Genomic DNA, 23271 nt, shown 5'->3' with positions numbered 1-23271 from the left:
CACTCACTCGTCGCTCGCTCATCGCTGGTGCTGGCTTGTCGGGCCGCGCGGTCGAGACTCACCCCGACCGTGCGGCCCGAGGCTCAGCCGGTCACTTCAACGTCGCGTGGGCCCAGGTCGGGTCGCCGCTGCCGAAGAAGTCGAACTCCGCCTCGACGTTCTGGATCCGCTTGGAGTACGCCTCGTACTTCGGGACCACCGCAAGGGGGAAGACCGGCAGGTCACGCGTCACGATCGCCTGTGCCTGCCGGTACAGCGCCTGCCGCTGCGGGTTCTCGACCTGCGCGGCCGCATCTGTCAGCAGCTTGTCCAGCTCGGCGCTGCAGTACCCTGTCGGGTTCTGGTACGCCTTGCCCGAGTCGTCGCACCGGTACGCGCGATCGATGCCGAGGTTCGGGTCCTCGTACGTCGAGTAGCCGATGTGCGCCAGGTCGAAGGTGCGGTCCTTGTAGACCTTTGCGAGCAGCGTCGGCTGGTCGAGCGACTGCAGTTCGACCGTGACCCCCACCTTGGCGAGGTTGGCCTTGATGATCTGGGCCACGCTCTCCGCGCCGTGCGTCGACGGCGAGTAGAGCAGCGACAGCTTGAACCGTGAGCCGTTCTTGGCCGGGTATCCGGCCTCGTCGAGCATCTTCGCGGCCGCCTCGGTGTTGTGCGCGAACAGCGTGTCGTAGTTGGTGCCGCCGTCCCGAAGCGCCGCGTACGCGTCGGGAATCATGCCGGTCGCCGGCTCGGCGTAGCCCTCGAACGCGGCCTTGATCATCGCCGCCCGGTCGATCGCGACGTACAGCGCCTTGCGCACCTCAGGCTTGGCGAGGATGGGGTTCTTCGTGTTCGGGAACAGGTATTTGAGCGCCGGCGTGCCGGGCAGCTTGGTCACCGGAACTCCGGCCTCCGCCAGCGTCTTGCTGGTGTTGCCGTTGAGGATCGCGTTCCCGATCACGTCGATCTCGCCGGTGCGCATCGCGTTGGTCATCGAGGCCTCGTCCGGGATGATCTTGAAGACGACCTTCTCGATGCTCGGCTTGCCCTTCTGCCAGTAGGAAGGGTTCGCCACCGCGGTGATCGACTGGCCGTGCTGCCAGTCCGTCACCTTGAACGGACCGGTGCCGATCGGAGCGGTGTTGAACGCGCTCTTGGTGACGTCGCCGTCGGACAGGGCATGCGCCGGCAGGATCGGCAGGATGCGCTCGTCGAGCACCGCGAACATCGGCCCGTACGCCTGCTTGAGCGTGATCTTCACCGTGTTCTCGTCGACGGCCTTCACGGAGTCCAGCGCGGCCAGGAAGGAGCCCGCACGTGCGGACAGCTTGGCCGTGTTGGTGAGCGTGAAGACGACGTCGGCGGAGGTGAACGGCTTTCCGTCATGCCAGGTCACACCCTTGCGAAGATGCAGCGTGACCTCCTTGCCGCCCGATCCGATGTCCCACGACTCGGCGAGCACCGGCACCGGCTTGAAGTTTCCGTCCAGGTACCACAAGCCCTCTGCCCAGACGTTGGACACGGTCATCGTGCTCGGGGACGTCGACAGGATCGGGTTGAGGTTGGTCGGGTCGTCGTTGATCGCTACGACGAGGGTGTTCTTGCCGGCGCCTTGCTTCTGACCGTCCCCGCTGCCAGAGGTGCACGCAGTTCCGGCAAGCAGTGTCGCAAAGGTTACAGCGACAGCAAGTGTGCGTAACTTCCTGTAGTGCGTAGCCATGAATTCCTCTCTTCGGAAAGGTGCTGCTCATTGGCCGATCTGGTGACGTTCGACGCGGGGACCGCTAGGAGCGACGTGCTGTGCGCCACGGTTGGTGACGTGACACGCCACCTGGGTCTCGGGATCCCCGCTACTCCGCAGTACGGGCACTTCGACCGCGCAGTGCTCCTCCGCGAGAGGGCATCGGGCGGCGAAGCTACAGCCACTTCCTGCGGTGTCGGGTGGGCGGATCGGCAGGTGAACCGGCCCGCCACCGATGATCCGACGGTTGGCCGGATCCGCGCTGAGGGTCGAGGCCATCAGTAGCCGGGTGTAGGGATGGCCTGGTGCGGCACAGACTTTCGCCGCCGGTCCGTACTCGACGACGCGACCGCGGTACATCACCGCCACCTGGTCGGCGACCTCTCCGACCAGCGCGAGGTCGTGGGTGATCAGCAGGTAGCCGATGCCGCGTTCACGCTGCAGCAGCAGCAGGAGGTCGAGGATCTGCGCCTGCACTGTGACGTCGAGCGCCGACAACGGCTCGTCGGCGACCACGAACGTCGGGTTGACCGACAACGCCCGCGCGATCATCACCCGCTGGCGCTGGCCACCGCTGAGCTGATGCGGCAGTGCGTCTCGAAACGCGGCCGGGGGGTTGAGGCCCACCGTGTCGAGGAGCTCGTCGACGCGCTTGCTGATCGTGGCGTCCGACGCGTCGGTGTGTAGCTGGAGCGGCTGTGCGAGTGTCGCGTACACCGTCCGGCGCGGGTTGAAGGCCGCCGACGGGTCCTGGAAGACGATCTGCATGGTGCGCCGGAACACCGCGAGGCCGGACGCCGACAGCTCGCTGACCGCGCGGCCGCGGAACCGAACGGCGCCTTCGGAGGGGTTCATCAGGTTCATCGCGAGCCGCCCGAGCGTGCTCTTGCCGGACCCGCTCTCGCCCACGAGGGCGATGGTCTGTCCTTCGTGCAGGTCGAGACTCACGTTCCGGACCGCGTACGCGGGAGTGCGTGAGGCGCTCCAGATCGATCTGCGCTCGAACGTCTTCGAGATGTTGTCGAGCCGCAACAGTGGTGTCGTCATGATCCGGTGTCTTCCAGTTGCCTCGCCGAACCGTCGGCGTGGTCGTGACGTTCGGAGTTGTCACTGAAGAGCCAGCAGCGCACCCGCTCGTCGCCGACGCGCACCAACGGTGGTGCCTCGGCGCACCGATCGTGGACCAGCTTGCACCTGGCCGCGAACCGGCATCCGGTCGGGACGTTCGTCAGGTCGACCACCGATCCCCTGAGCCGTTCACCGGTGCCGTGCCGCGCCCGTCCCGGCATGCTGGCCATCAGTCCTTGCGTGTACGGGTGGCGCGGCGCGCTGAACAGCCGGCCGACCGGCGCCTCCTCGACGATCTGCCCTCCGTACATCACGTACGCGCGGTCGCACACCTCCGCGACGATCGCGAGGTCATGGGTGATGATGAGCATGGCCATCTGCCGCGCCTCGTGTACCGCCACGATGGTGCGCAGCACCTGCGCCTGCACGGTCACGTCCAGGGCAGTCGTCGGTTCGTCCGCGATGAGCAGCCGTGGCCGGCTGGCCAGCGCCATCGCGATCATGACGCGTTGCCGCATCCCGCCGCTGAGCTCATGCGGGTACTGACGCAGGAACTTGTTGGTCGTGGGCAGGGCGACCGCGGTGAGCATCTCGCGAACCCGTTCGCGCCGCTCCTTCCCAGTGCACCCGGCCATGGCTTCGCCGATCTGACGACCGATCCGCATCGTCGGGTTCAGGTACGTCATCGGATCCTGGAAGACGATCGACAGGTCATGTGAACGGACGCCCCTGATGGCGTCCTCACCCAGCCGCATCAGGTCCACGCCGGCGAGCTCGATGGCGCCGCTGAACCGTTCGACGTTCGCTGAGGGCAGCATCTGCAGGACGGCCCGCGAGAACATCGACTTGCCCGAACCCGACTCGCCGACGAGCCCGACCCGCTCACCGGGCCGCACGGCCAACTCGAGGTGGTCCACGGCCCGGACGACCTTCGCACCGCGTCTCAGGTGCACCGTGAGGTCGTCGACGCGCAGCAACGGGTTCTCGGGCTGTGCGGACTCGGCCCGCGCGGACTCGGCCTGTGCGGACCGGCCGTCGGCACCGACGTCGGGTCGCCCGCCGTTCGGCCGGTCCGCGCGGACGGACGGCTTGTGCCGTTGCAGGCTGACGCGACCGACGTCCGAGCGGGCGTTGAACCACTCGCTCAACGAGTCGCCGACGAAGTTGACAGCGAGCACGGTGAGCGCGATCGCCACGCCGGGCCACAAGGCCAGCCACCAGGCCCGCTCGAGGTGTGCCTGCGCACCGAAGAGCATCTGTCCCCAGCTCGCCTTGTTGGGGTCACCGAGACCGAGGAAGCTCAACGCGGTCTCGAGCAGGATCGCGACCCCGACGTCGAGCGTTGCCTGCACGAACACCGGCCCGAGCGCGTTCGGGTAGATCTCACGGAAGATGATGTGCCGGTCCGAGAAGCCCAGCGCCCGGGACGCCTGCACGAACTCGCGTTCGCGAAGTGTGAGGAACTGTGCTCGTACGATGCGCGCCTGCTGCGGCCAGATCGTCAGACCGATGGCGAGCGTCACCAGCCACAGGTGTGACCCCATGAGCGCGACCAAGACGAGCGCGAACACCAGGCTCGGGATGATCTGGAAGAACTCGGTGACCTTCATCAGCAGGGTGTCGACCGGGCCGCGGAAGTAGCCGGCCACGCTGCCCACGAGCACGCCGAGGCCGAACGAGATCACGGCGGCCGTGCCCGCGACGAGCAGCGTCACGCGAGCGCCGTAGACGAGCTGGCTGAGCAGGTCGTGCCCGACGAGGTCGGTGCCGAGCAGGTGGGCGCCCGACGGCGGGCTGAGGAACTCGGACGTGATCGCGTGCGGGTCTTCGGGTGCGAGCAGTGGGGCGAAGACCGCGACCAGTACCAGGATGCCGAGCGTCACCGAGCCGACCAGACCGTAGCCGGACCGTAGACTGCCGGCCCACGCGAGCCGCCGCGCTTTCCGGGGAGCGCGGAGCGCGCTCGTGCTAGCGGCCATGACGTGCTCCCTTGATACGTGGGTCCATCACGCGGTACAGCAGCTCGGTGAGCAGGTTGGCGACGATCACCAGGATCGCGATGACGAGGATCACGCCGACGACGACGCTGTTGTCACGCGCGATGATCGCCTGGTACAGCAACCGGCCGATCCCCGGCCACGAGAACACCACCTCGATCGTCACCGCACCGGCCAGTGCGAGCCCGACTCGGTAGCCGAGCGAGGCGATGATCGGCAGCGCGGCGTTACGCAGTACGTGCCCGCGAATCGTCGCCGCGGTCGACAAGCCCTTCGAGCGCGCCGTCACGATGTAGTCCTCGCTGAGGACTCCCATCGTCGAGCCCTTCGCGATCCGGGCCGTCGCGGCGAGCTCGCGAATGCCGAGTGCCGCGGCGGGCAGGATGAGGTAAGGACCGACCGCCAGCAGGGACCCGAGTCCGGATGTCTCCGCGCGCGGGTCGGACATGCCGCCGCTCGGCAGCCAGCCGAGCTTGAGCGCGAACAGCAGGACCAGCATCTCGCCGAGCCAGAACGTCGGGATCGAGAAGCCGAACAGGACCGTGGTGTCGAGGAAGGCCCTCGTACTGCGGCGGCTCGACACGGCGCTCCACGTCCCGACCACGATGCCGATGACCGCCGCGGCCGCCAAACCGGCGACCGTGAGCAGCAGTGTCGCGGGAAGGCGGTCGAGGATGAGGTCCCGCACGGACTGGTGGCTCGCGTACGAGTACCCGAGGTCGCCGCGCAGGATGTTGCGGAGGTAGGCGAGGAACTGGACGAGCAGGGAGTCGTCGAGGTGGTACTGACGTTCGATCTGGGCCCGGTACTCGTCGGGCACGGGGAAGTCACCGACCATCGCCTGCACCGGGTCCCCCGGTGCCATGCGGATCAGGACGAACATCACGGCGACGACACCGAACACCAGGCCGACCGCCTGCAGAATCCTCGACAGCGTGAACCTGAGGGTGGCGAGCAGGTAGCTCACGTACTTGCTCTGCGTCGACGTGTTGCGCGGCACGCCCGCCGCCGTCGTAGTGGTAGTCACGGACATCGCCGTCACCTCTTCCTGTATGGGCGACCATCACGGCCAACCCGGCCGTTCGGCCCATCGGTGCCTGCACAGCGCAAAGCTCGGCCGCGTTGGCGGACAGGATGCGCGCGCTGCATTTCCGCGTCACCGGCACAGGCATGCGACCGGTCGACAGCGTCTTCGAGATGGTTCGCGCCGAACACGAGCCTCGACGCCCCGATCGCGAACCGGACCGCCGACGGACCGTAGCCCGCGGTGTCGAACCACATGTTGCGCCTCCGTTCAGCGGGTCGGGACGAGCTGATGGGCCGGACTGCGAGGAGTGCCGGCTAGACCGCGCCGACCTCGACGTCGCGGCGCCGGTTGCCGATCCGGGCGAACGGCCTTCCGGCCGACGACGCGGCGATCGACACCACGATCTCGTCGGCCATCGGCGCGTCCGGGACCACCGTCTCGACGGTCAGGAAGTGCGAGCGCTCGGCACGGTCCGTCTTGTGCACCAGGGGAATCGTGATCGTCGCGCCGGCCGCACCGCGCTTGTTCGTGAAGCTCAGGAAGCTGGTGCCGGCGGCCTGGTCGCGAAGAACGTTGCCGAACCGCAAGGTGTGAATGAGCGCGGACGCATGCTCGACCTCACCTGCGAGGCCGACGGTCGCCGACTTGCCGTAGGCCTCGATGTTCTCGGGGCCACCCATGATGCGCACGAGTTCGGGCACCACGATCCGAGCCAGCCGCGGTGCCACCTCCTGGATCACGGGGTCGAGGTCTTCGACGAATCCCATGCCTACCCACGGGTTGCGGATCACCGCACTCACGATCGCCGAGTGGGTCGGTGGGGCGACCTCGCGAACGCCCTCCCGGTGCAGGTCCTCGGTGACAGAGACGATCTTGCGAATCTCGAGCGACATGTACAACAGCTCCTGTCGAAGGTGTGATCCACGCGGCCGCCGACGCACGCGCGCCGGTGGCCGCACTAGGAATACGTGGCGACGATCGTCTTGCTGCGGGTGAACGACATCGGCTCGTCCAGGCCGTACTCGTCTCCGATACCCGAGTCCTTCCAGCCTCCGAACGGCACGGCGTAGTGACGGAACTCCACGTCGTTGATCCACACGTAGCCGGACTCCAGGGCGTCGGCGACTCGCAGAGCGCTGCGGATGTCGTCGGTCCACACCGCCGCGGTCAGGCCGTACGGAAGGGAGTTCGCGCGTTCCACGACGTCGTCGAGGTCGGACCACTCCAGCACGCTCAGCACCGGTCCGAAGATCTCCTGTGTCGCGCAGACAGAGGTGTCCGGGACATCGACCAGCACCGTCGGCCGGAGGTACGGCCCGCTTGCGAGGCCGGGGTCGTCGGGCACCGAACCACCGGCGAGGACGCGGGCACCGTCCCGGACGCCCTGCTCGATGAACCCGAGGCAACGGTCCCGCGCCTCATGGCTGATCAGACAGCCCATCTCGGTGTCGGGGTCGTCCGGGCGCCCCAGCCGGATCGCCTCGACCCGAGGCACGAGGTGCTCGAGTACTCGCGCCGCGATGTCACGGTGCAGGAACAGCCGCGTCGTCGAGCCACAGCTCTGGCCCTGGACCGCCATGAAGTTCATGCCCCGCACCGCCGCGGCGGCGACCTTCTCGGGGTCGGCGTCCGGGAGGACGACCATCGGGTTCTTGCCGCCGAGCTCGAAGCTCATGGACTTCACGTGCCCGCTCCGCGCGGCCTGCTCCGAGATTTTCAGGGCGGTGCGCACACTGCCGGTGAACGAGATCCGCTCGATGCCGCGGTGCGAGGTGAGCGCCGCACCGAGCTCCGCGCCGCCGGTGAGGACACTCAGCACTCCGGGGGGAAGGATGTCCTGGGTGATCCGCGCGAGTGCGAGGGCGGCGAACGGGGTGTGCTCGGACGGCTTGAGCAGCACGGCGTTGCCCGCCACGAGTGCCGACGCGACCCGCCCGCACGCGAACAGGAACGGATGGTTGAAGGCGACGATCCGAGCCACGACGCCGTAGGGATACCGGCGGGTGTAGTGAAGTCCCTCGGTCGAGATCGGGATGACCTCGCCCTTGAGCAGATAGCCCAGGCCCGCCATGTGGCGGAAGATCTCCGCGCCCTTGGCGACGTCGCGACGCATTGCCGTGACAGGGTTGCCGGAGTCCGTCGCCTCCAGCCGAGCGAGGTCCTCCAGCGAGCCTTCGATGGCGTCCGCCACGCGGTGCAGGAGCTTGCCCCGTTCGGACGGTGCCATGCGGGCCCAGCCCACCTGCGCGCGCTTGGCTGACGCATAGGCCGCGGCGACGTCGGCGGCGGTCGCGTCCGGCACCTGCCCGAGCAGTACCCCGGTCGCCGGTTCGTGAACGGCGAGCCGGCGACCGGACTGCCCCTCCTGCCACGTCCCGGAGTGGAACATCGGCGCGAACGGCACGTCACCGTCGTCGGTGCTGTGCACGACCTTCGAGCTTGAGATGTATGTCATGAGTGCGAGTTCCTTCTGTTGACCCGGTCGGGCGCCGCCGAGCATGTCGTGCCCGATGTGCCGGCCGAGCCCTGGCTCGGCCGGCCACCGATTCGTCCTCGACGATGCCCTAACCACCGACGGGGATCTGGCCGTGGTACGGTGTCCATTGAGAGTCGTTGTCGGTGTTCCCGTCGAGCGGACGGCGATGTCCGCGCACATGCGGGCTCGCGGCGGTCGACCCGGTCCTGGCGTTACCGGCGGGCGACCTGCGTTCGGGTGGTGCGGCTATTTCCTCGTGAGGTTGCGTCCGAGTGTGGAGCGCAGGACCTCGTGGGCTCCTTCGGTGATGCGCATGCTGCGCGTCTGGCGGTACCAGTATTCGAGCGGCAGTTCGTGCGTCAGGCCGACTCCGCCGTGAACCTGAAGAGCGCGGTCCACGATCCGGCATGCCGTCTCGACACTGGTGATCTTCACCATGTAGCTGGCGTTGCGTACGTCCTCGCCGCGGTCGAACCTCGCGGCGGTCGAGTGCACGAGCAGCCGGGCGGCTTCGAGCTCCATGGTCGAGTCGGCGACCATGAACTGCACGGCCTGGCGGTCGCGCAGCGGCCGGCCGAAGGTCGTACGCTCCCGCGAGTAGTCGACCATCAGGTCCAGCGCGCGTTGCGCGATGCCGAGGCACAACGCGCCCTGTCGCTTGATCCGGCCCTCGCTGAGCCATCGCTGGCTCAGCGCGAACCCGCCGCCCTCGCCGCCGAGCAGGTTGCCGGACGGGACGCGGACGCCCTGGAACACGAGCTCGGACGGCGCGTCGCCCATCATCGTCGACTCGCGACGACCGTGTGTCACACCGGGCGAGGACAGATCCACCATGAGCATGCCGGTCGTGCACTGCCCGTCCTCGGCCTCGACCTGGCACAGCACCTGCGCGTAGTCGGACTGCCACGCGTCCGTGATGAAGCGCTTCGATCCGTCGAGGACGTAGTGGTCCCCGCGGCGCACCGCACGGGTACGAACCGCGGACGGATCCGAGCCGGCCTCGGACTCGGTCTGCGCGAAGCACACCTTCAGCTCGCCGCGGATCGCCGGGTACAGGAAGCGCTCGCGCTGCTCCTCGGTGCACTGCTCGAGGATCGGCCCGACCCGCGGTCCGAACAGACAACCCAGCCCACGCATCGGCACCACCGTCGTGTGGCCGACCTCCTCGTACACCACGCAGCGCGCGAGCAGGTCCAGACCTGGGCCGCCGAACTCCTCGGACAGGTCGAGCTGCCACAGGCCCATCGATTCGATGATGCCGCGGAGCCGGTCCTTCTGTTCCCGCGTGATCTGCTGTGGCGCGACAGTCGCCTCGAGCGGGATCAGCTCGCGCGCGACGAACTCGCGAACCGCCGAGCGCAGGCTCTTCAGCTCTGGTGGGAGCTCGAAAAGCCCCTGCTCGTCGGAGGTCATAACTGCGCCACCTTCCGGTCGTACGAACCGAGGCCGGGACGGTAGGTCTTGTCGTCGAGGAACTGGGTCGTCCCGTTGTCCCGGCCCTTCTCGGGGTCGGTCGCACGGAGCGCGATCTGCTTGACCTTCAGGTACTCCTCGGCCTCGAGCACGCCCATGTCCTTGACGAACTTGTAGGCCTGCTTGGTCGCGTTCAAGACCGCACTGTTCTTCTCCAGCAGCTTGGCGACCAGCCGTTCGGTCTCGTCGCGCAACTCGGCGAGCGGCACCGACTTGTTCACCAGGCCGAGGCGCTCGGCTTCCTTGCCGTCGATGGGGTCGCCGGTCAGGATGAGGCGCATGATGTCCCGGTAGCCGAGCACCTCCTTGATCGCCCGGCTGACGTAGCCGCCCGGCAGGATGCCCCAGTTCACCTCGCTGAGACCGAACTTCGCCTCGTCTGCCGCGATCGCGAGATCGCACGCCGTGAGCTGGGTGAAGCCTCCGCCGAAGCACCAGCCGTTGACCATCGCGATCGTCGGCTTGGGGTAGGTCCACAGCCGCCGCCAGCGCCACTCCTGGCTGGCCCGGCTCGACGCCGCGAGGCTCACGGGGTCGTTGTCCTGCTGCCGGAAGTACTCCTCGATGTCCTGGCCGGCGACCCAGGAGTTGCCCGCGCCGGTGAAGATCAGCACTCGCGTCCGGTCGTCGGCCTCCAGGCGGCCCAGCACGTCGACCATCTCGTAGTGCATGGTCGGGTTCATCGCGTTGCGCTTCTCAGGGCGGTTGAAGGTGATCCACGTCGCCCCGTCGTCGCGCTGGTCCACCAGCACGGTTTCGTAGTTCGACTCGAAATCAGACACAACTTCCCCAATCAATCCGTAGGTGTGGCGACGCGGCGCGTCAGTGGTGTCGGTAGCGGTGGTCGGTGGTGTTCACTGATGTCGGGCTGGCGGGCTCCCGATCGTCCGCGCGCCGGTCCTGGCCGTCTACGCGGTCGTCGCCCAGGACGCGCCCGCGCCTGGCCGTTGCACGATCACTCCCAGTTGATTCCGACAGCCCACGGGCTCTCGTTCAGCAGTCGCAAGGCGACGGCACACGCCTGGTCGGCGTGAGCCAGCGACTCGCGCGCCGCCGCCTCGGGGTCCCTGGCCTCGATCGCGGCCAGGATCGTGTTGATCTCACGCACCGACTCCTCGTGGCGCCCAGGGGCCGTGAGGGACATCGTGCGCAGCATCGCGACGCGGGCGTTGAGGGTGTGCAGGACCGTGTACACGACCGGCGCATACGTGCCGAGGATGCGGTAGATCTCGCCCTTCGTCGCGAGCCGGTCGGTGACCGAGCTGGCCGACCCGTAGTTCTCGACGGCGCTGCGCAGGCCGGCGACCTCCTCGTCCGACGCGGCGGAGGTGAACCGTCGCGCCGCGAGGGCTTCCAGCGCGCCGCGCACCTCATACAGCTCGCGCGCCTCGTCCGGCGTCGGGATCGCCACGATGTGACGGTTGTAGGGAACCGTCTTGACGATGCCGTCCGCGATCAGCTCGCGCAGTGCCTCGCGCACACTCGTGCGCGACGCGTCGGTCATCTCGATGAGGTCGCGCTCGGTCAGCCGTTGGCCGGGCTTGATGCGCATCTCGAGGATGGCCTGACGCAGGTTCTCGTACACCTGACGGCGCACCGAGGACGCCCCGCTGACGACCTTCAGTGATGAGTCCTTGACTGACGAGTCCGACGCCACGGAGTCTCCCCTTCCTCGTCGTACTGGATGATCACACGAGACGATCATACGGTCATTTGATAGGCGGTCAAGGGGCCTGTGAGCTGCGTCCGAGTGCCTGTGCGCGGCCCTGGCCCTACCACTCGATGGCGGTGTATTTCGTCTCGAGGTATTCCAGGATCCCGTCGCGTCCGCCTTCTCGGCCGAGGCCGCTGTGCTTCCAGCCGCCGAAGGGCGCTGCCGGGTCGGACACCATGCCCCGGTTGACGCCCACCATGCCCGCCTCGAGCTGCTCCGTCACGGCGAGGGCGCGGCCGAGGTCCCGGGTGTGCAGGTAGGAAACCAACCCGAAGTCGGTGTCGTTCGCGACGCGCACCGCTTCGTCCGCCGTCTTGAACCGAACGATCGGGGCCACCGGGCCGAAGACCTCTTCGCGCACGATGCGCGCGTCGGGGGGCACATCGACCAGGACCGTCGGCGGATAGAAGTAGCCCGCACCGTCCGGTGTCCGGCCACCGGTGAGGCATCTGGCTCCCCGCGCCAGCGCGTCCTCGACGAGTTCGGCGACCTTGGCGCGCGCAGCCGCGCTGATCAATGGGCCGAGCTCGACGCCCGGGTCCGTTCCGGAGCCCATCACAGTCCCGCTCATCCGGTCCGCGAGTCGCCGGGCGAACTCGTCGGCGACACGCTCGTGGACGAGAAATCGGTTGGCGGCCGTGCAGGACTGGCCGCCGTTGCGAAGCTTGGCGATTAGCGCGTTGTCGACCGCCAGGGACAGATCGGCATCCTCCAGCACGATGAACGGGGCGTTTCCGCCGAGTTCCATGGAACACCGCAGAACATTGCGCGCGGCCTTGGCCAAGAGGAGTCGGCCCACCGCCGTGGAGCCGGTGAACGAGAGCGCACGGACCCGGCGGTCGGCGAGCAACGTCTCCACCACACCTGCGGCGTCAGCCGTGGGGAGGACGTTGACGACCCCTGCGGGCACGCCGGCCTCCGCCAGGAGGTCCGCGAGCACGAGCGCCGTGAGCGGAGTCTCCGGAGCCGGCTTCAGCACCGACGTACATCCCGCGGCCAGGGCCGGCGCCAACTTCCGGGTCACCATGGCCGCCGGGAAGTTCCAGGGCGTGACGAAGACCGCGATGCCGACCGGATGTCGGGTCACGAGCATCCGGTTGGTACCCGAGGGCGCGGTCCCCACCTCGCCCAGGACACGGACCGCCTCCTCGGCGTACCACCGCAGGAACTCCGCCGCGTAGCGCACCTCGGCCCGCGACTCTGCCAGCGCCTTCCCGCTCTCACCGCTGATCACGACCGCGAGCTCGGCGCTGCGTTCGAGCATGAGGTCGAACGCCCGCCGGAGGATCTCGCTCCGCTCCCGTGGCGCACACGCGGCCCAGGCACCGGCCGCTCGCTCCGCGGCGTCCACGGCGTGCAGCGCGTCGGTTGGCGTCGCGCTCGCGACGGAAACCAGCTCGCGGCCGGTCGACGGATCCTCGACTGGGAGGACCTGCTCACCGATGGACGGCCTCCAGCCGCCGTCGACGAACAGGCCGGTGGGAAGCTTGGCCAGCTCCCGCACGGTCATGCCGGTTTCCTTTCCAACGTTGACGGCTCTACCCTTGTCGATCTTGCAGTCGTGGTGCCGAGACGCTCCCTGAATGTCCGGGTTTGCTAGGCACCACAACTGCAAGATCGACGCGTAGGAAGGCGGGGGTCAGACGGCGCCCAGCTCCATGTCACGGTGCCGGTCGCCGATTCTCGCGAACGGCCGGCCGGACGACGCCGCACCGATGGCGACCACGATCTCGTCCGGTCGCGGCGCATCCGCGATCGTCGTCTCGACCGTCAAGAAGTGCGACCGCTGGCTCCGGTCGGTCTTGTGGACCAGGGGGAACGTGATCTGGCAACCGGCCGGCCCACGCTTGTTGGTGAAGCTCAGGAAGCTGGTTCCCTCGGCCGCGCGCCGGAAGACGTTGCCGAAACGCAGGGTGTGGATGAGCGCGGAGGCGTGCTCGACCTCGCCGTCGAGGCCCGCCACCGCCGTCTTGCCGTACGCCTCGATGTTGTCGGGGCCGCCCATGGCCTCGACGCAGGCCGGGACGAGACAATCCGCGAGCATCGGCGCGACCGCCACGATCTCCGGCTGGAGGTCCTCGACGTAACCGCGGCCGCTCCACGGATTGGTCAGCACCGCCGCGGCGATGACCGAGCGGATCGGCGGATCGACCACACGGTCACCTTCACGGTGCAGGTGCTCGATCACGGTGATGGCCTTGCGGATCTCCAACATCGACACGCCTCAGTCACCTGAGCCGACATAGGCGATGATGTCACCCGTGCCGACGACACCCATGGTGTTCATCCGGCACACCACGCCCGCGTGCGGTGCCTTGAACTCGTCGATTTCCTCGCCGTCGAGACTCATCAGGACGGCGATGGACTCACCCTCCTTCACCTGTGCTCCGGTCTCCACGCGCCGGTGCAGGAAGCCACCGCGATCCGTCAGGATCCGCGTCTGGGTGGTGATGGTGATCTGCTCGCGGTCGATGACAGGCTCGCCTTCGAGCATCCCGACACCCTTGAGCAGGTTCATCACGCCCGTGCGGCCCCAGACCCGCTCCTCGCGGCTGCTGAAGTTCGCGACGCCGAACTCGACCATGCCGGCGACCTTGCCGAGCTTGAAGGCCTCGCCGACGAGCGATCCCGGGATGACGTGGCCCTCGATCACCAGGGGGGTTCCCCAGGCCCGGCTCATCTCGTTCGCCGCCCTGACCTGCTCGGCGTTCAGGCCCTCCGACGACGGCGTGGGCACGGTCACGTAGGGCAGCCATTCACCGCCGACGGAGGCACAGTGGATGTCGAAGGTGTACTCCGCCGGCTTCACGAACCGCTCGATGATCGTAGCGGCGATGCGCTCCGTCATGATGCCCTTGGGGTTACCGGGGAAGACGCGGTTCATGTCGTGCGGACCCGGATACATCTCGATGATGTTCCGGCGGGTGCGGGTGCCGACGCCGGCGAGGTTGGCCATGGGGATCATCACGGCACGACCGCGGAGTTGGTCGGTCTCGATGAGCTTCCACGCCTGCCGCACCGCCTCCGTGCCCAGGATCTCGTCGCCGTGCATGGCCGCGTTGACGAAGAACGTCGGCCCGTCGGTGGCCCCGTTGAGCACCATCACCGGAAGAAGGTACGGCAGGCCGTTCGGCATCTCACCGAGTCGGATGGCGAACGACTCCTTGGTCCCGGGAGTCCCCTCGAACCAGTCTTTCTCCTCGAACTGCATCTGCCTTGGCCTACCTTTCGTGTTCCGGTGATTCGGACGTGGTGACGGCGCCGCCGTCGCCACTGCCGTTGTGCCTGTGCGCCGTCTCGACGACTTCGCCGGCGACGCGGAAGGCGTCCACGGCAGCCGGGATACCGCAATAGATCGCGGCTTGCAGGAGCACCTCCCGGATCTGCTGGGTGGTGCATCCGTTGTTGAGCGCGCCCTGGGTGTGGATACGGAGCTCGTGGGGACGGTTCAGCGCGGTGAGGATGCCGAGGTTGACGAGGCTCCGCGTGCGCCGGTCGAGGTGGTCACGGGTCCAGATCGTCCCCCAGCAGTACTCGAGGATCAGCTCCTGCAGCGGACCGCTGAACTCCGTCAGCCGGCCCATGGCGGCATCGACGTACTCGTCGCCCAGGACCTGCCGGCGCACGGTCATGCCGAGCTCTCGCGAGCCGCCGTCAACCATGTCTGTCATCTCTCGCTCAACCATCCCCGCACCTTGAGAGCCCTCGGATCCGTGGGCCCGACCGCTATGACATCATACAATATGACCTCTGATTGTCTGTCAATACGCTGATCACTCATCGGTCATCACATCTTCAGTCCCCCGCGTGCGATGACGGGCGTTTCACACCGTCTCGGCGCCCAGCGCATCGAGTCCGAGTGCTCGCCTGGCGGTGGCGAGCAAGGTGTTCGGATCGGCTCCGAGCTGCTCGATGGCGCCACACGTCTCGGTGAGGAGCTCCGGCAACTGCTCGGGCCGCACCATCGGGAAGTCGCTTCCGAACAGGAACTTGTCCACGCCGAACCGCTCGACTGCCACCTTGACCGCGAACGCGTCGTGGCCCGCGGTGTCGAACAGCAGCCGGTTCAGGTATTCACTGGGTTTCAGGGCCGTCTGACGCGTCGGGGCGTCGCGTTCCCAGTGTTCGTCCACGCGGCCGATGACGAATGGCAGCGTCCCACCGAGGTGGGGAACGATCCAGCGAATGTCGGGAAACTCGTCGAGGTACCCCGACTCGGCCAGTTGCAGACCGGTCAACGTGTCCTCGAACTGGGTTCCGACGTCGACCGTCAGGTACCGGGGCTCGAACGGACCGCAACGGAAGCCGTTCGGATGGCAGAACACCACGGCCGACCGCTCGTTCCAGGCTCGGAATACCGGCTTCCACGCCTCGTCCGCCAGTGCTCGTCCCTGGATCTGCGAGTTCATCGTGAAGCCCACCACGGAAGCGCGGTCGCCCACCCGTTCGAGCTCGTCCAGGGCCGCCTCGACATGCGGGAAGGGCAGCGACGCGAACATGAGGAACCGGCCGTCGAACTCGCGGATCTCCGCGTCGACGGCGTCGTTCCAGGCGGCCACGAGCGCACGGTTCGCCTCTTCGGGCAGCGGGACCGCCAGCGACGATCCGGCGCTCAGCACCTGGACCGCGATGCCGCCGCGGTCCAGCAGCTCGATCCGCTCTTCGAGCGGTGCGTACATGAAGCGAGCGGTCGGGGAAACCGCCGCTCGGGCACCCTTCTCGGCCGCGTCGGCGAGGAAGCGGTCCAGACCCCCGGACGGATCGCCGCCGGCAAGACGCTCAAGCGCCGCGGTGAACCGTGGAGGATGGATGTGCGCGTGGACATCCAGGTGCCCGGGCGTCGCCTCAGCCGCTTCCCCGTGCGTCGTCTCAGCTATCGGAATCGCCACCTTCTACTCGGCCGAGTGGACTGGAATCGTCCGTCCCCGCATCGCGAGCATGGTGCCGAGGGACAGCCCTGCGATGCCTTCACCAGCCACTGCGACGCGCACCTCGAGGCTCCCATGCCCTTGACTGACTGTATGACATACTATGACCAGACCGTCGTACAACCGTCAAGATGACAATCCTACGGGCTACGATGCACATCACTGCGTCATAAGGAGGCCCCGTGTCCGGATCGACCCTGCGCGTCATCCCGCCCACTGCACCCGTCCGGGAGCAGGTGATCGCCAACCTCAGGCGTGCGATCACGGATCTTGAGTTCAAGCCGAGCGAACGGCTCATCGAGCGCGAGCTCATCGAGTTGACCGGAGCCTCCAGGACGAGCGTCCGTGAGGCCCTGCGCAAGCTTGAAGCTGAAGGGCTCATCCGCACCATTCCCCACAAGGGAACGTATGTGGCCGTACCGACGCGGGAGGAGGCCGAGGAGCTCTATGAGATCCGCGCCGGGATCGAGGGCCTGGCCGCGAGCAAGTTCGCCCTCCACGCGTCCGAGGCCGACATCGAGCGCCTGGCCGGCATCTGCGAGCAACTGGAAGCCCGTGCCGATTCGCTGCCGATCAGCGAGCTGCGGGTGCTGAAGGACTCCTTCTACCACACGCTGTGCATGCACACGACGACGGCGTTCGAGATCCTGCGGATGCTACACGCGCGCATTGCCCTGCTGCGCAGCTTCTCGTTGACCGCTCCGGGTCGGGTCAAGGAGTCGGCAAGCGAGATCAGCGAGATCCTGAAGGCCATCTCACGGCGGGACGCCAAGGCGGCGGCCGAAGCCGCGAGGAAGCACGTGAGCGCCGCGGGTGCCGTGGCGTTGCGGGTGCTCGCGGAACACCCCGAGTATGGCCTCAAAACCGGATCGGCCTAGCGGACCGGCGTTGTCCCCATGACACCCGTTCGACGTTCAGATGCGGGTCGGGGATGTCGAGCGATGCCTTCGAGCGGTCGTCGCGAGAACAAGCATGACCCGGCGCATCGTTCCTCCCCCGTCAGGCATCAACACACCGGCAAATACGGGGCGGCGCCTTGGCGGCGCTGACTATCCTGCGCAAGCGGGGCAGCCGCATCGCCATCCGGCTGCCGTTCCTGTTGCTGCGCCTCAACGACCCGGTCGACCCCGTCCGTCTCCAGGCCATCGCCGCGGTGCGCGCCCGGCTCACGGTTGGCCACGGCGCCCTGCTCGCGCGGCTCCTCCCGCTGATTGAGGGCCTCGGCGCGCGCCGCCGAGCCGCGCGCCATCGGCGAGTTGCTCATCGACGGTGACCCGGCCGGCCGAGCCGCCCTGTGGGCCGGCGCCCGCGGCGATGACACCGCGGTCGCCGCGAGCTGCCTGCGCCTGCTCGCCACCGTCGAGCCGGCCGCCTCCGTCGAGCGGGCCGTCGCCACCCTCGACCCGGACACGTTCACCGCACGGGCCGACCGTCTTCGCGCCGACCCCAGCGGTAAGGTCCGCCGCCACCTGCTCACCTGTCGGCCTGCGGTCCTGTAGATCAACCAAGGCCACGAAGTTCAGCCGGTCGGTCGTCTGTCAACCCGGTGTCGCTGCGCACCGCGTCCGGTTCCGCGGCGATGATCGCTGTGAACGCCTCCAACGCTGCCACATCACCATACGGCCGCAGCGCGTACGCGCTGGCCCAGCCGGCGGCGTCAGGATATCCGCTGGCGATGATCCGCTCGGCGGCGGCGTGGACGTCGTACGTCGTGCGTCGCAGTTCGACGGTCGGGCCGAGGACGGCCCAGTAAGCACCAGCAGGGCCGTATGCCATGCCGACACTGCCCGGGTTCACCACCCGCCGCTGGTTGACCAGACGATCGAAGGGCATGTGGGTGTGTCCGCAGACGACGATCTGCTCGTCGATGCCCTCCAGGACCCGCTCCCACCGGGAGATGGGCGAGTCGACCAGGATGAGCTCATCGTCGCGGCGGGGCGTCGCATGACAGAACAGCGTCGGTCCCAGACCGTCGACGGGGAGGCTGACGGTCATCGGCAGAGCGGTCATCAAGTCGCGATGCCGCTGGTCGAGCAGCGGGACGCAGGCTGCCACGGTGTCGCCGGCCGGCCCGGCCGGCACCCTGCCATCGAGCCCGGCGAGGAGTTCCCGCTCACCGTTGCCGTGGACCCAGATGGCCTTGTCACCCAAGCCGGCCAGGCGATCCAGTGTTTGCGCGGGCATCGGGCCGCCAGCGATGTCGCCCAGGAGAACGATGCGATCCACCCCGCTGTCCTCGACCTCGGCAAGGACGGCTTCGAGAGCCGGCATGTTTCCATGGATGTCAGCAAGTACCGCGATTCGCATACTCCCAACATGGCCCCCGCACATCGTTCCCAGAACCCCCGCCGTCTGCGCCGTCGGCGAACAGACGCCGGAGCCCACGCCGTCCTGCGGTTCCGCGATCCGGTGCACCGGGAGGCCGAGACCGCCCGGGAAGATCACGCGTCAGGCGGCCGGTGGGCACTGGGACATGATGGCGAGCAGGCCGCCGTCCGGGTCGGTGAAGAACGCCATCCACTCCTCCGTGCCGGACTCATGGCGGTGGATCATGTGCGGCGCGCCCTCGAAGCTGACGCCCTTGGCGGTCAGATGATCGTGAGCAGCGTGGATGTCGGGCACCCGGAAGTACAGCACCGCCTGGTCCTTGGGGACGCCGCCGCTCTCCGGCAGGCTGAGGAAGAGCCTGGTGCCGGCGCAGTCGAAGAACGCCAGGTCACCGAAGGTGTAGAGGTGCGGCAGGCCGAGCACGCCGCCGTACCACTCCACCGCCCGCGGGATGTCGCTCACCACGCGTGAGATCTGACCGATGCTGCCGAGGTGCAGCTCACCGTCCACTAGAGATCCTCCTCTCGATGGCGGGCGCAGGTGACTGTCGGCCGGCACCCCGGCCCAGCGCCGCAGTTGGGCCCGGCCGTCCAGGCCCAGCTTGTCCAGTGCGTTGGCGATGTGGAACTTCACCGCGTCGAGGCTGACGCCGCGGCGCCGGGCGATCTGTCGGTTGGCCATGCCGTGCCGTACCGCATCCACGACCCGCCACTCGGCGGGCGTCAGCACGTCGGGGTGCCGCGGCCGGCCCCGCCGGCGTCCACTGCTCACCCCGCCACGCTAACTCTGGTGCCGGGCGAATTACCCTCCCCCGGCCGAGCCTTTGTTCAGGCCGCCGGCGGGTCCAGCGGACCTCCGCCGTCGATGCGGTACTCGGTACTACCGACTAGCGGTACTCGGTGGTACGGTATAGCGGTACTCGGTGGCACGAGGTACCGAGGACACGAAGAGGAGCCGCGATGGACGACCTGACGGAGATGCTGAAGGGCACGCTCGAAGGCTGCGTGCTCGAAATCATCGGCGCCGAGGAGACCTACGGGTACGCCATCACGCGCCGGCTGAACGAGCTCGGCTTCGCCGACGTCATCGAGGGCACGGTATACACCATCTTGCTGCGGCTGGAGCGGAACGGGCTCGTCAAGGTGACGAAACGACCGTCCGAGGTGGGCCCGCCGCGCAAGTTCTACACACTCAACGACGCCGGGCGCACGGAACTCGCGAGGTTCTGGGCGAAATGGCAGTACGTCTCATCACGCATCGAAAGGCTCAAGGAGGGCGGGAGATGAGCTTCTGGGAGACCATCACAGGCAGCGATCTCACCAGGGAATGGAAGGCGTTCGAAGCCCGGGCGGAGGTGTTGCCGGCCGACTACCAGGCGGCGTGGGAACAGCTCAAAAGCCACCTCCTCCCCTACGCGGGCTTCACCGGCCGCAACCTGACGCCGATCGTCGACGCCGCACTGGGGCTGCTCGAACAAGCGTCGGCGGACGGGCAGAGCGTCCACGAGGTGCTCGGCGACGACATCCCCGGCTTTTGCGCGGCGTTGGCCGGTGGAGAGGGGGCCCGGACCTATCGCGACCGATGGCGCGAGCAGTTGAACAGGAACGTCGCGAGGAAACTGGGCCGGCTGGGAGGCTGACATGGGCATCCAAGACATCATCGAGGGCAAGAAGCAGTGGCGGGCGCACGTGGCGCGGGTCAAGGCACTCCCGCCGGACTACCAGATCGTCTACAAGGAGATGCAGAAGTACCTGTTCAAGGTCGGACCGGTCGACCTCGCCGGCGGGGGCCTGCTCCCCGGCATCGTCGACTTCTTCGAGGAAGGCGTCGCGGCCGGCAAGGGAGTTCTGGCACTCATCGGCAACGACGTCGCCGCCTTCTGCGACGACCTGATCAAGGACTCGCGCACCTACGCGGACGTCTACCAGGAATCCATCAGCGCGAAACCCGGCACGGACCAGAAGTAACACCCCGTCGTCATCATGCCGGCGGCCCGAAGGTCGGTGACGCTCGATCGTGCCGGCGATCGCCCCGGATCGGTACCGGATCAGTATCGGATTGAAGGATCGCGCTATGACAACGTCGAAGCCGGCGGACCCGGCCTGGACCGGCATGGTACCGGTCGACGACACGGCCCTGGCCGTGACCGACACCGGCGGTCCCGGTATTCCCGTGGTCTATCTCAACGGCCAGTTCGCCAACCAGAGGTACTGGCGGCGAGTCATCGCCGCCCTGGGGCCGCGGTGGCGGCACATCACCTACGACGAGCGTGCCCGCGGCAAGTCGAAGCGGTCGGCGGACTACTCCTTCGAGGCCGTCGTCCGGGATGTCGATGGTGTTCTCGCGGCCCGGGGAGTCGACCGTGCCCTCGTGGTGGGCTGGTCCTACGGAGCGTTCGCCGCGGCGCACTGGGCCAGCCGGAACCCGCGCCGTGCCATCGGCGCGGTCCTCGTCGACGGCGCGCAGCCGTACGACTGGCTCGACGAGGCCATGGAGCGGCATATTCGGAAGCTCTTTCGGCGGATGGGCTGGTTCATGCCGCTGCTGCGCCCGACGGGGCTGACCCCGCGGATGAGCGCCGAAGAGATGGCGAACACCAACATCGAGCTCGGCAGGCTCGCCCGCGAGCGCGAGCTGGGCCCCGTGCTGGACCGCATCACCGTCCCGACGCGGTACGTCGTTGCTTCCGGGGCGTCCTTCGGCAGCAAGGGTGACGGGCAGGAACGGATACGCGCCAGCCTCCCCGCGGTGACCGCCCGCAACCCGAACATCCACATCAGCGCGAAGGTCTCCAGCAATCACGGTGCGATCCTGCGCAAGGAGTTCCGCGCCGTCGCCGACGCCGTACGCGAGGTGGCCACCCTCGACCGTACGGGTCGCTGAGGGCGCCGACGAGTCCGACGAGTTCCGGGCCGGGCGACTCCATGATCATGGAGTCGCCCGCCAGCGCTGAAACCATCAGATCGTGAAGTCGACTCCCTGTGCGAGGGAAAGTTCGCCGGAGTAGTTGACGGTGTTGGTCGCTCGGCGCATGTAGTTCTTCCAGGCGTCCGAGCCGGACTCCCGGCCGCCGCCGGTTTCCTTCTCGCCGCCGAAGGCGCCACCGATCTCAGCGCCCGACGTGCCGATGTTGATGTTGACGATCCCGCAGTCGGACCCGTCGGCGGACATGAACCGTTCAGCCTCCCGCTGGTCGTTGGTGAAGATGCTCGACGACAGGCCCTGCGGGACCGCGTTGTTCATCGCGATCGCCTCGTCCAGGCTCTCGTACGGCATGACGTACAAGATCGGCGCAAACGTCTCCTGGCGGACGACGGCGGTTTGGCGGTCGACACGCACGATCGCCGGCTCGGCGTAATACGCGTTGGGCGCCTGGTCTTCCAAGCGGCGTCCCCCGCCGACCAGGACCGTGCCACCCTGCTGGGCGGCGGCTTCCAGAGCGTCACGCATGTTCCTGTACGCGGTCCCGCTGATCAGCGGGCCGACCAGCGTCCCCGCCTCCAGCGGAACGCCGATGGGCAGCCGGCGGTACGCCTCGGAGATCCTCTCGACGAGTTGGTCGACGACGGAAGTGTGTGCGATGACCCGGCGCATCGTCGTGCACCGCTGCCCCGCGGTGCCCACCGCCGAGAAGACGATGCCGCGCGTGGTCAGGTCGAGGTCGGCCGTGGGCGCGACGATCGCCGCGTTGTTGCCCCCGAGTTCGAGCAGGACGCGACCGAACCGGTCGGCGACCCGGGGACCGACCGCGCGGCCCATGCGGGTCGAACCGGTGGCGCTCAGCAGCGCCACGCCCGGGTGGCCGACGAGCGCCTGCCCGGCGTCCGCGCCGCCGATCAGCACCTGGCTGAGATATGCGGGCGTGTCGAGTTCGGTCATGGCCCGATCGAGCAGGGCGGCGCACGCGCCGGCGGTGAGCGGGGTGATCTCCGACGGCTTCCAGACGACGGAGTCGCCGCAGACGAGGGCGATCGCCGTGTTCCACGCCCAGACAGCGGCAGGGAAGTTGAAGGCGCTGATGACACCCACGACGCCGAGCGGGTGCCAGGTCTCCATGAGTCGGTGGTTGTACCGTTCGGAGGTCATCGTCCGGCCGTACAGTTGCCGGGAGAGGCCGACCGCGAAGTCGCAGATGTCGATCATCTCCTGAACCTCACCGAGCGCCTCCGAGGTGATCTTGCCAACCTCCAGGCTGATGAGCGTGGCGACGTCACTCTTGTGCGTGGTCAGCAGCTCGCCGAACCGTTTGACCAGGGCGCCGCGGACCGGTGCCGGCACCGTGCGCCATGCGAGGAACGCCTCCTGGGCGCGCTCGACGGCGAGATCGACGGACTTCGCGTCCACCCAGGTGACCGGGTGCAGGTCCTCGCCGTTGACGGGCGACGGCGTCCGCACATCACCGGCGATCGCCGCCAGGTCCACGCCGCACCGCTGTGCGGCGGTACGGGCGAGCGCGGCGAGTTCCTCGGCACGGGGAATCGTGGTCGGTCGTGCTGCCATGACTGTCTCCTTGTACTGGTCTTGACCGTGGCGGTGC

General features: G+C 68.0%; 24 protein-coding genes. 7 read left to right on the top strand and 17 right to left on the bottom strand.

The window, feature by feature from the left end; genetic code table 11:
* Positions 1-91: 91 nt before the first annotated feature.
* The 14 genes from Drose_RS14080 to Drose_RS14015 all read right to left on the bottom strand — a co-directional run bounded on the left by Drose_RS14080 (position 92) and on the right by Drose_RS14015 (position 16367).
* On the bottom strand, positions 92-1702 hold the full coding sequence (locus Drose_RS14080) for an ABC transporter substrate-binding protein (protein WP_260728639.1): 1611 nt from the start codon (positions 1700-1702) through the stop codon (positions 92-94).
* A 27-nt stretch (positions 1703-1729) separates the two neighbouring features.
* Positions 1730-2770: an oligopeptide/dipeptide ABC transporter ATP-binding protein gene (locus tag Drose_RS14075; RefSeq protein ID WP_260728638.1), complete on the bottom strand. Its 1041-nt coding sequence runs from the start codon at positions 2768-2770 to the stop codon at positions 1730-1732.
* Complete coding sequence (locus tag Drose_RS14070; RefSeq protein WP_260728637.1) at positions 2767-4770, bottom strand: dipeptide/oligopeptide/nickel ABC transporter permease/ATP-binding protein; 2004 nt, start codon at positions 4768-4770, stop codon at positions 2767-2769. Before Drose_RS14070 ends, Drose_RS14075 begins: the two co-directional genes overlap by 4 nt.
* The gene (locus Drose_RS14065; protein ID WP_260728636.1) at positions 4760-5821 is read right to left on the bottom strand and encodes an ABC transporter permease; all 1062 of its coding nucleotides are present in this window, start codon (positions 5819-5821) and stop codon (positions 4760-4762) included. Before Drose_RS14065 ends, Drose_RS14070 begins: the two co-directional genes overlap by 11 nt.
* A gap of 308 nt (positions 5822-6129) precedes the next feature.
* Positions 6130-6708, bottom strand: a complete 579-nt coding sequence (locus Drose_RS14060) for an amino acid synthesis family protein (RefSeq protein WP_260728635.1) — start codon at positions 6706-6708, stop codon at positions 6130-6132.
* A 65-nt stretch (positions 6709-6773) separates the two neighbouring features.
* A complete protein-coding gene (locus Drose_RS14055; protein WP_260728634.1) occupies positions 6774-8270 on the bottom strand; it encodes an aldehyde dehydrogenase family protein in 1497 nt (498 codons plus the stop codon).
* A gap of 267 nt (positions 8271-8537) precedes the next feature.
* A complete protein-coding gene (locus tag Drose_RS14050) occupies positions 8538-9704 on the bottom strand; it encodes an acyl-CoA dehydrogenase family protein (protein ID WP_260728633.1) in 1167 nt (388 codons plus the stop codon).
* A complete protein-coding gene (locus Drose_RS14045) occupies positions 9701-10546 on the bottom strand; it encodes a p-hydroxycinnamoyl CoA hydratase/lyase (protein ID WP_260728632.1) in 846 nt (281 codons plus the stop codon). The genes Drose_RS14050 and Drose_RS14045 overlap by 4 nt, the downstream gene beginning before the upstream one ends.
* 173 nt (positions 10547-10719) lie before the next feature.
* Complete coding sequence (locus tag Drose_RS14040; RefSeq protein WP_260728631.1) at positions 10720-11421, bottom strand: GntR family transcriptional regulator; 702 nt, start codon at positions 11419-11421, stop codon at positions 10720-10722.
* Between the two features lie 115 nt (positions 11422-11536).
* Positions 11537-12988: an NAD-dependent succinate-semialdehyde dehydrogenase gene (locus Drose_RS14035; RefSeq protein WP_260728630.1), complete on the bottom strand. Its 1452-nt coding sequence runs from the start codon at positions 12986-12988 to the stop codon at positions 11537-11539.
* Between the two features lie 129 nt (positions 12989-13117).
* Positions 13118-13693 (bottom strand): amino acid synthesis family protein, encoded by a 576-nt coding sequence (locus Drose_RS14030; RefSeq protein ID WP_260729714.1) that lies wholly within the window; start codon positions 13691-13693, stop codon positions 13118-13120.
* A gap of 9 nt (positions 13694-13702) precedes the next feature.
* Entirely contained in the window at positions 13703-14689 is a 987-nt protein-coding gene (locus Drose_RS14025; RefSeq protein WP_260728629.1) for a succinylglutamate desuccinylase/aspartoacylase family protein, read from the bottom strand.
* Positions 14690-14699: 10 nt separating this feature from the next.
* Positions 14700-15149 (bottom strand): carboxymuconolactone decarboxylase family protein, encoded by a 450-nt coding sequence (locus tag Drose_RS14020; RefSeq protein ID WP_260728628.1) that lies wholly within the window; start codon positions 15147-15149, stop codon positions 14700-14702.
* Positions 15150-15302: 153 nt separating this feature from the next.
* A complete protein-coding gene (locus Drose_RS14015) occupies positions 15303-16367 on the bottom strand; it encodes an amidohydrolase family protein (protein ID WP_260728627.1) in 1065 nt (354 codons plus the stop codon).
* A gap of 275 nt (positions 16368-16642) precedes the next feature.
* Here Drose_RS14015 and Drose_RS14010 point away from each other — a divergent pair, with 275 nt between their 5' ends.
* From Drose_RS14010 to Drose_RS14000, 3 genes are all read left to right on the top strand, one after another.
* Positions 16643-17284, top strand: coding sequence for a GntR family transcriptional regulator (locus Drose_RS14010; RefSeq protein WP_260728626.1), 642 nt, complete (start codon positions 16643-16645; stop codon positions 17282-17284).
* Positions 17285-17442: 158 nt separating this feature from the next.
* Positions 17443-17679, top strand: coding sequence for a hypothetical protein (locus Drose_RS14005; RefSeq protein WP_260728625.1), 237 nt, complete (start codon positions 17443-17445; stop codon positions 17677-17679).
* On the top strand, positions 17663-17905 hold the full coding sequence (locus Drose_RS14000; RefSeq protein WP_260728624.1) for a hypothetical protein: 243 nt from the start codon (positions 17663-17665) through the stop codon (positions 17903-17905). Before Drose_RS14005 ends, Drose_RS14000 begins: the two co-directional genes overlap by 17 nt.
* A gap of 1 nt (position 17906) precedes the next feature.
* Here the strand turns inward: Drose_RS14000 and Drose_RS13995 are convergent, their stop codons facing one another.
* Entirely contained in the window at positions 17907-18791 is an 885-nt protein-coding gene (locus Drose_RS13995) for a metallophosphoesterase family protein (protein ID WP_260728623.1), read from the bottom strand.
* Positions 18792-18854: 63 nt separating this feature from the next.
* Positions 18855-19505 carry a VOC family protein gene (locus Drose_RS13990; RefSeq protein WP_260728622.1) on the bottom strand — a complete coding sequence of 217 codons (651 nt, stop codon included), beginning with the start codon at positions 19503-19505 and terminating at the stop codon, positions 18855-18857.
* 188 nt (positions 19506-19693) lie between these two features.
* Between Drose_RS13990 and Drose_RS13985 the strand changes: the two genes are divergently transcribed.
* The 4 genes from Drose_RS13985 (at position 19694) to Drose_RS13970 (ending at position 21617) form a co-directional block, all read left to right on the top strand.
* Positions 19694-20020 carry a PadR family transcriptional regulator gene (locus Drose_RS13985; RefSeq protein ID WP_260728621.1) on the top strand — a complete coding sequence of 109 codons (327 nt, stop codon included), beginning with the start codon at positions 19694-19696 and terminating at the stop codon, positions 20018-20020.
* Entirely contained in the window at positions 20017-20373 is a 357-nt protein-coding gene (locus Drose_RS13980; RefSeq protein WP_260728620.1) for a DUF1048 domain-containing protein, read from the top strand. Before Drose_RS13985 ends, Drose_RS13980 begins: the two co-directional genes overlap by 4 nt.
* 1 nt (position 20374) lies before the next feature.
* The gene (locus Drose_RS13975) at positions 20375-20701 is read left to right on the top strand and encodes a DUF1048 domain-containing protein (RefSeq protein ID WP_260728619.1); all 327 of its coding nucleotides are present in this window, start codon (positions 20375-20377) and stop codon (positions 20699-20701) included.
* Between the two features lie 106 nt (positions 20702-20807).
* Positions 20808-21617: an alpha/beta fold hydrolase gene (locus Drose_RS13970; protein ID WP_260728618.1), complete on the top strand. Its 810-nt coding sequence runs from the start codon at positions 20808-20810 to the stop codon at positions 21615-21617.
* 75 nt (positions 21618-21692) lie between these two features.
* Here Drose_RS13970 and amaB read toward each other — a convergent pair whose 3' ends face one another.
* On the bottom strand, positions 21693-23234 hold the full coding sequence (amaB, locus tag Drose_RS13965; protein ID WP_260728617.1) for an L-piperidine-6-carboxylate dehydrogenase: 1542 nt from the start codon (positions 23232-23234) through the stop codon (positions 21693-21695).
* Between the last annotated feature and the right edge of the window lie 37 nt (positions 23235-23271).

This window comes from Dactylosporangium roseum (genome assembly GCF_025264685.1).
Taxonomy (GTDB): Bacteria; Actinomycetota; Actinomycetes; order Mycobacteriales; family Micromonosporaceae; genus Dactylosporangium; species Dactylosporangium roseum.
Note: the sequence above shows the minus strand (reverse complement) of the source record. Positions and strands in the feature narration are given on the sequence as shown.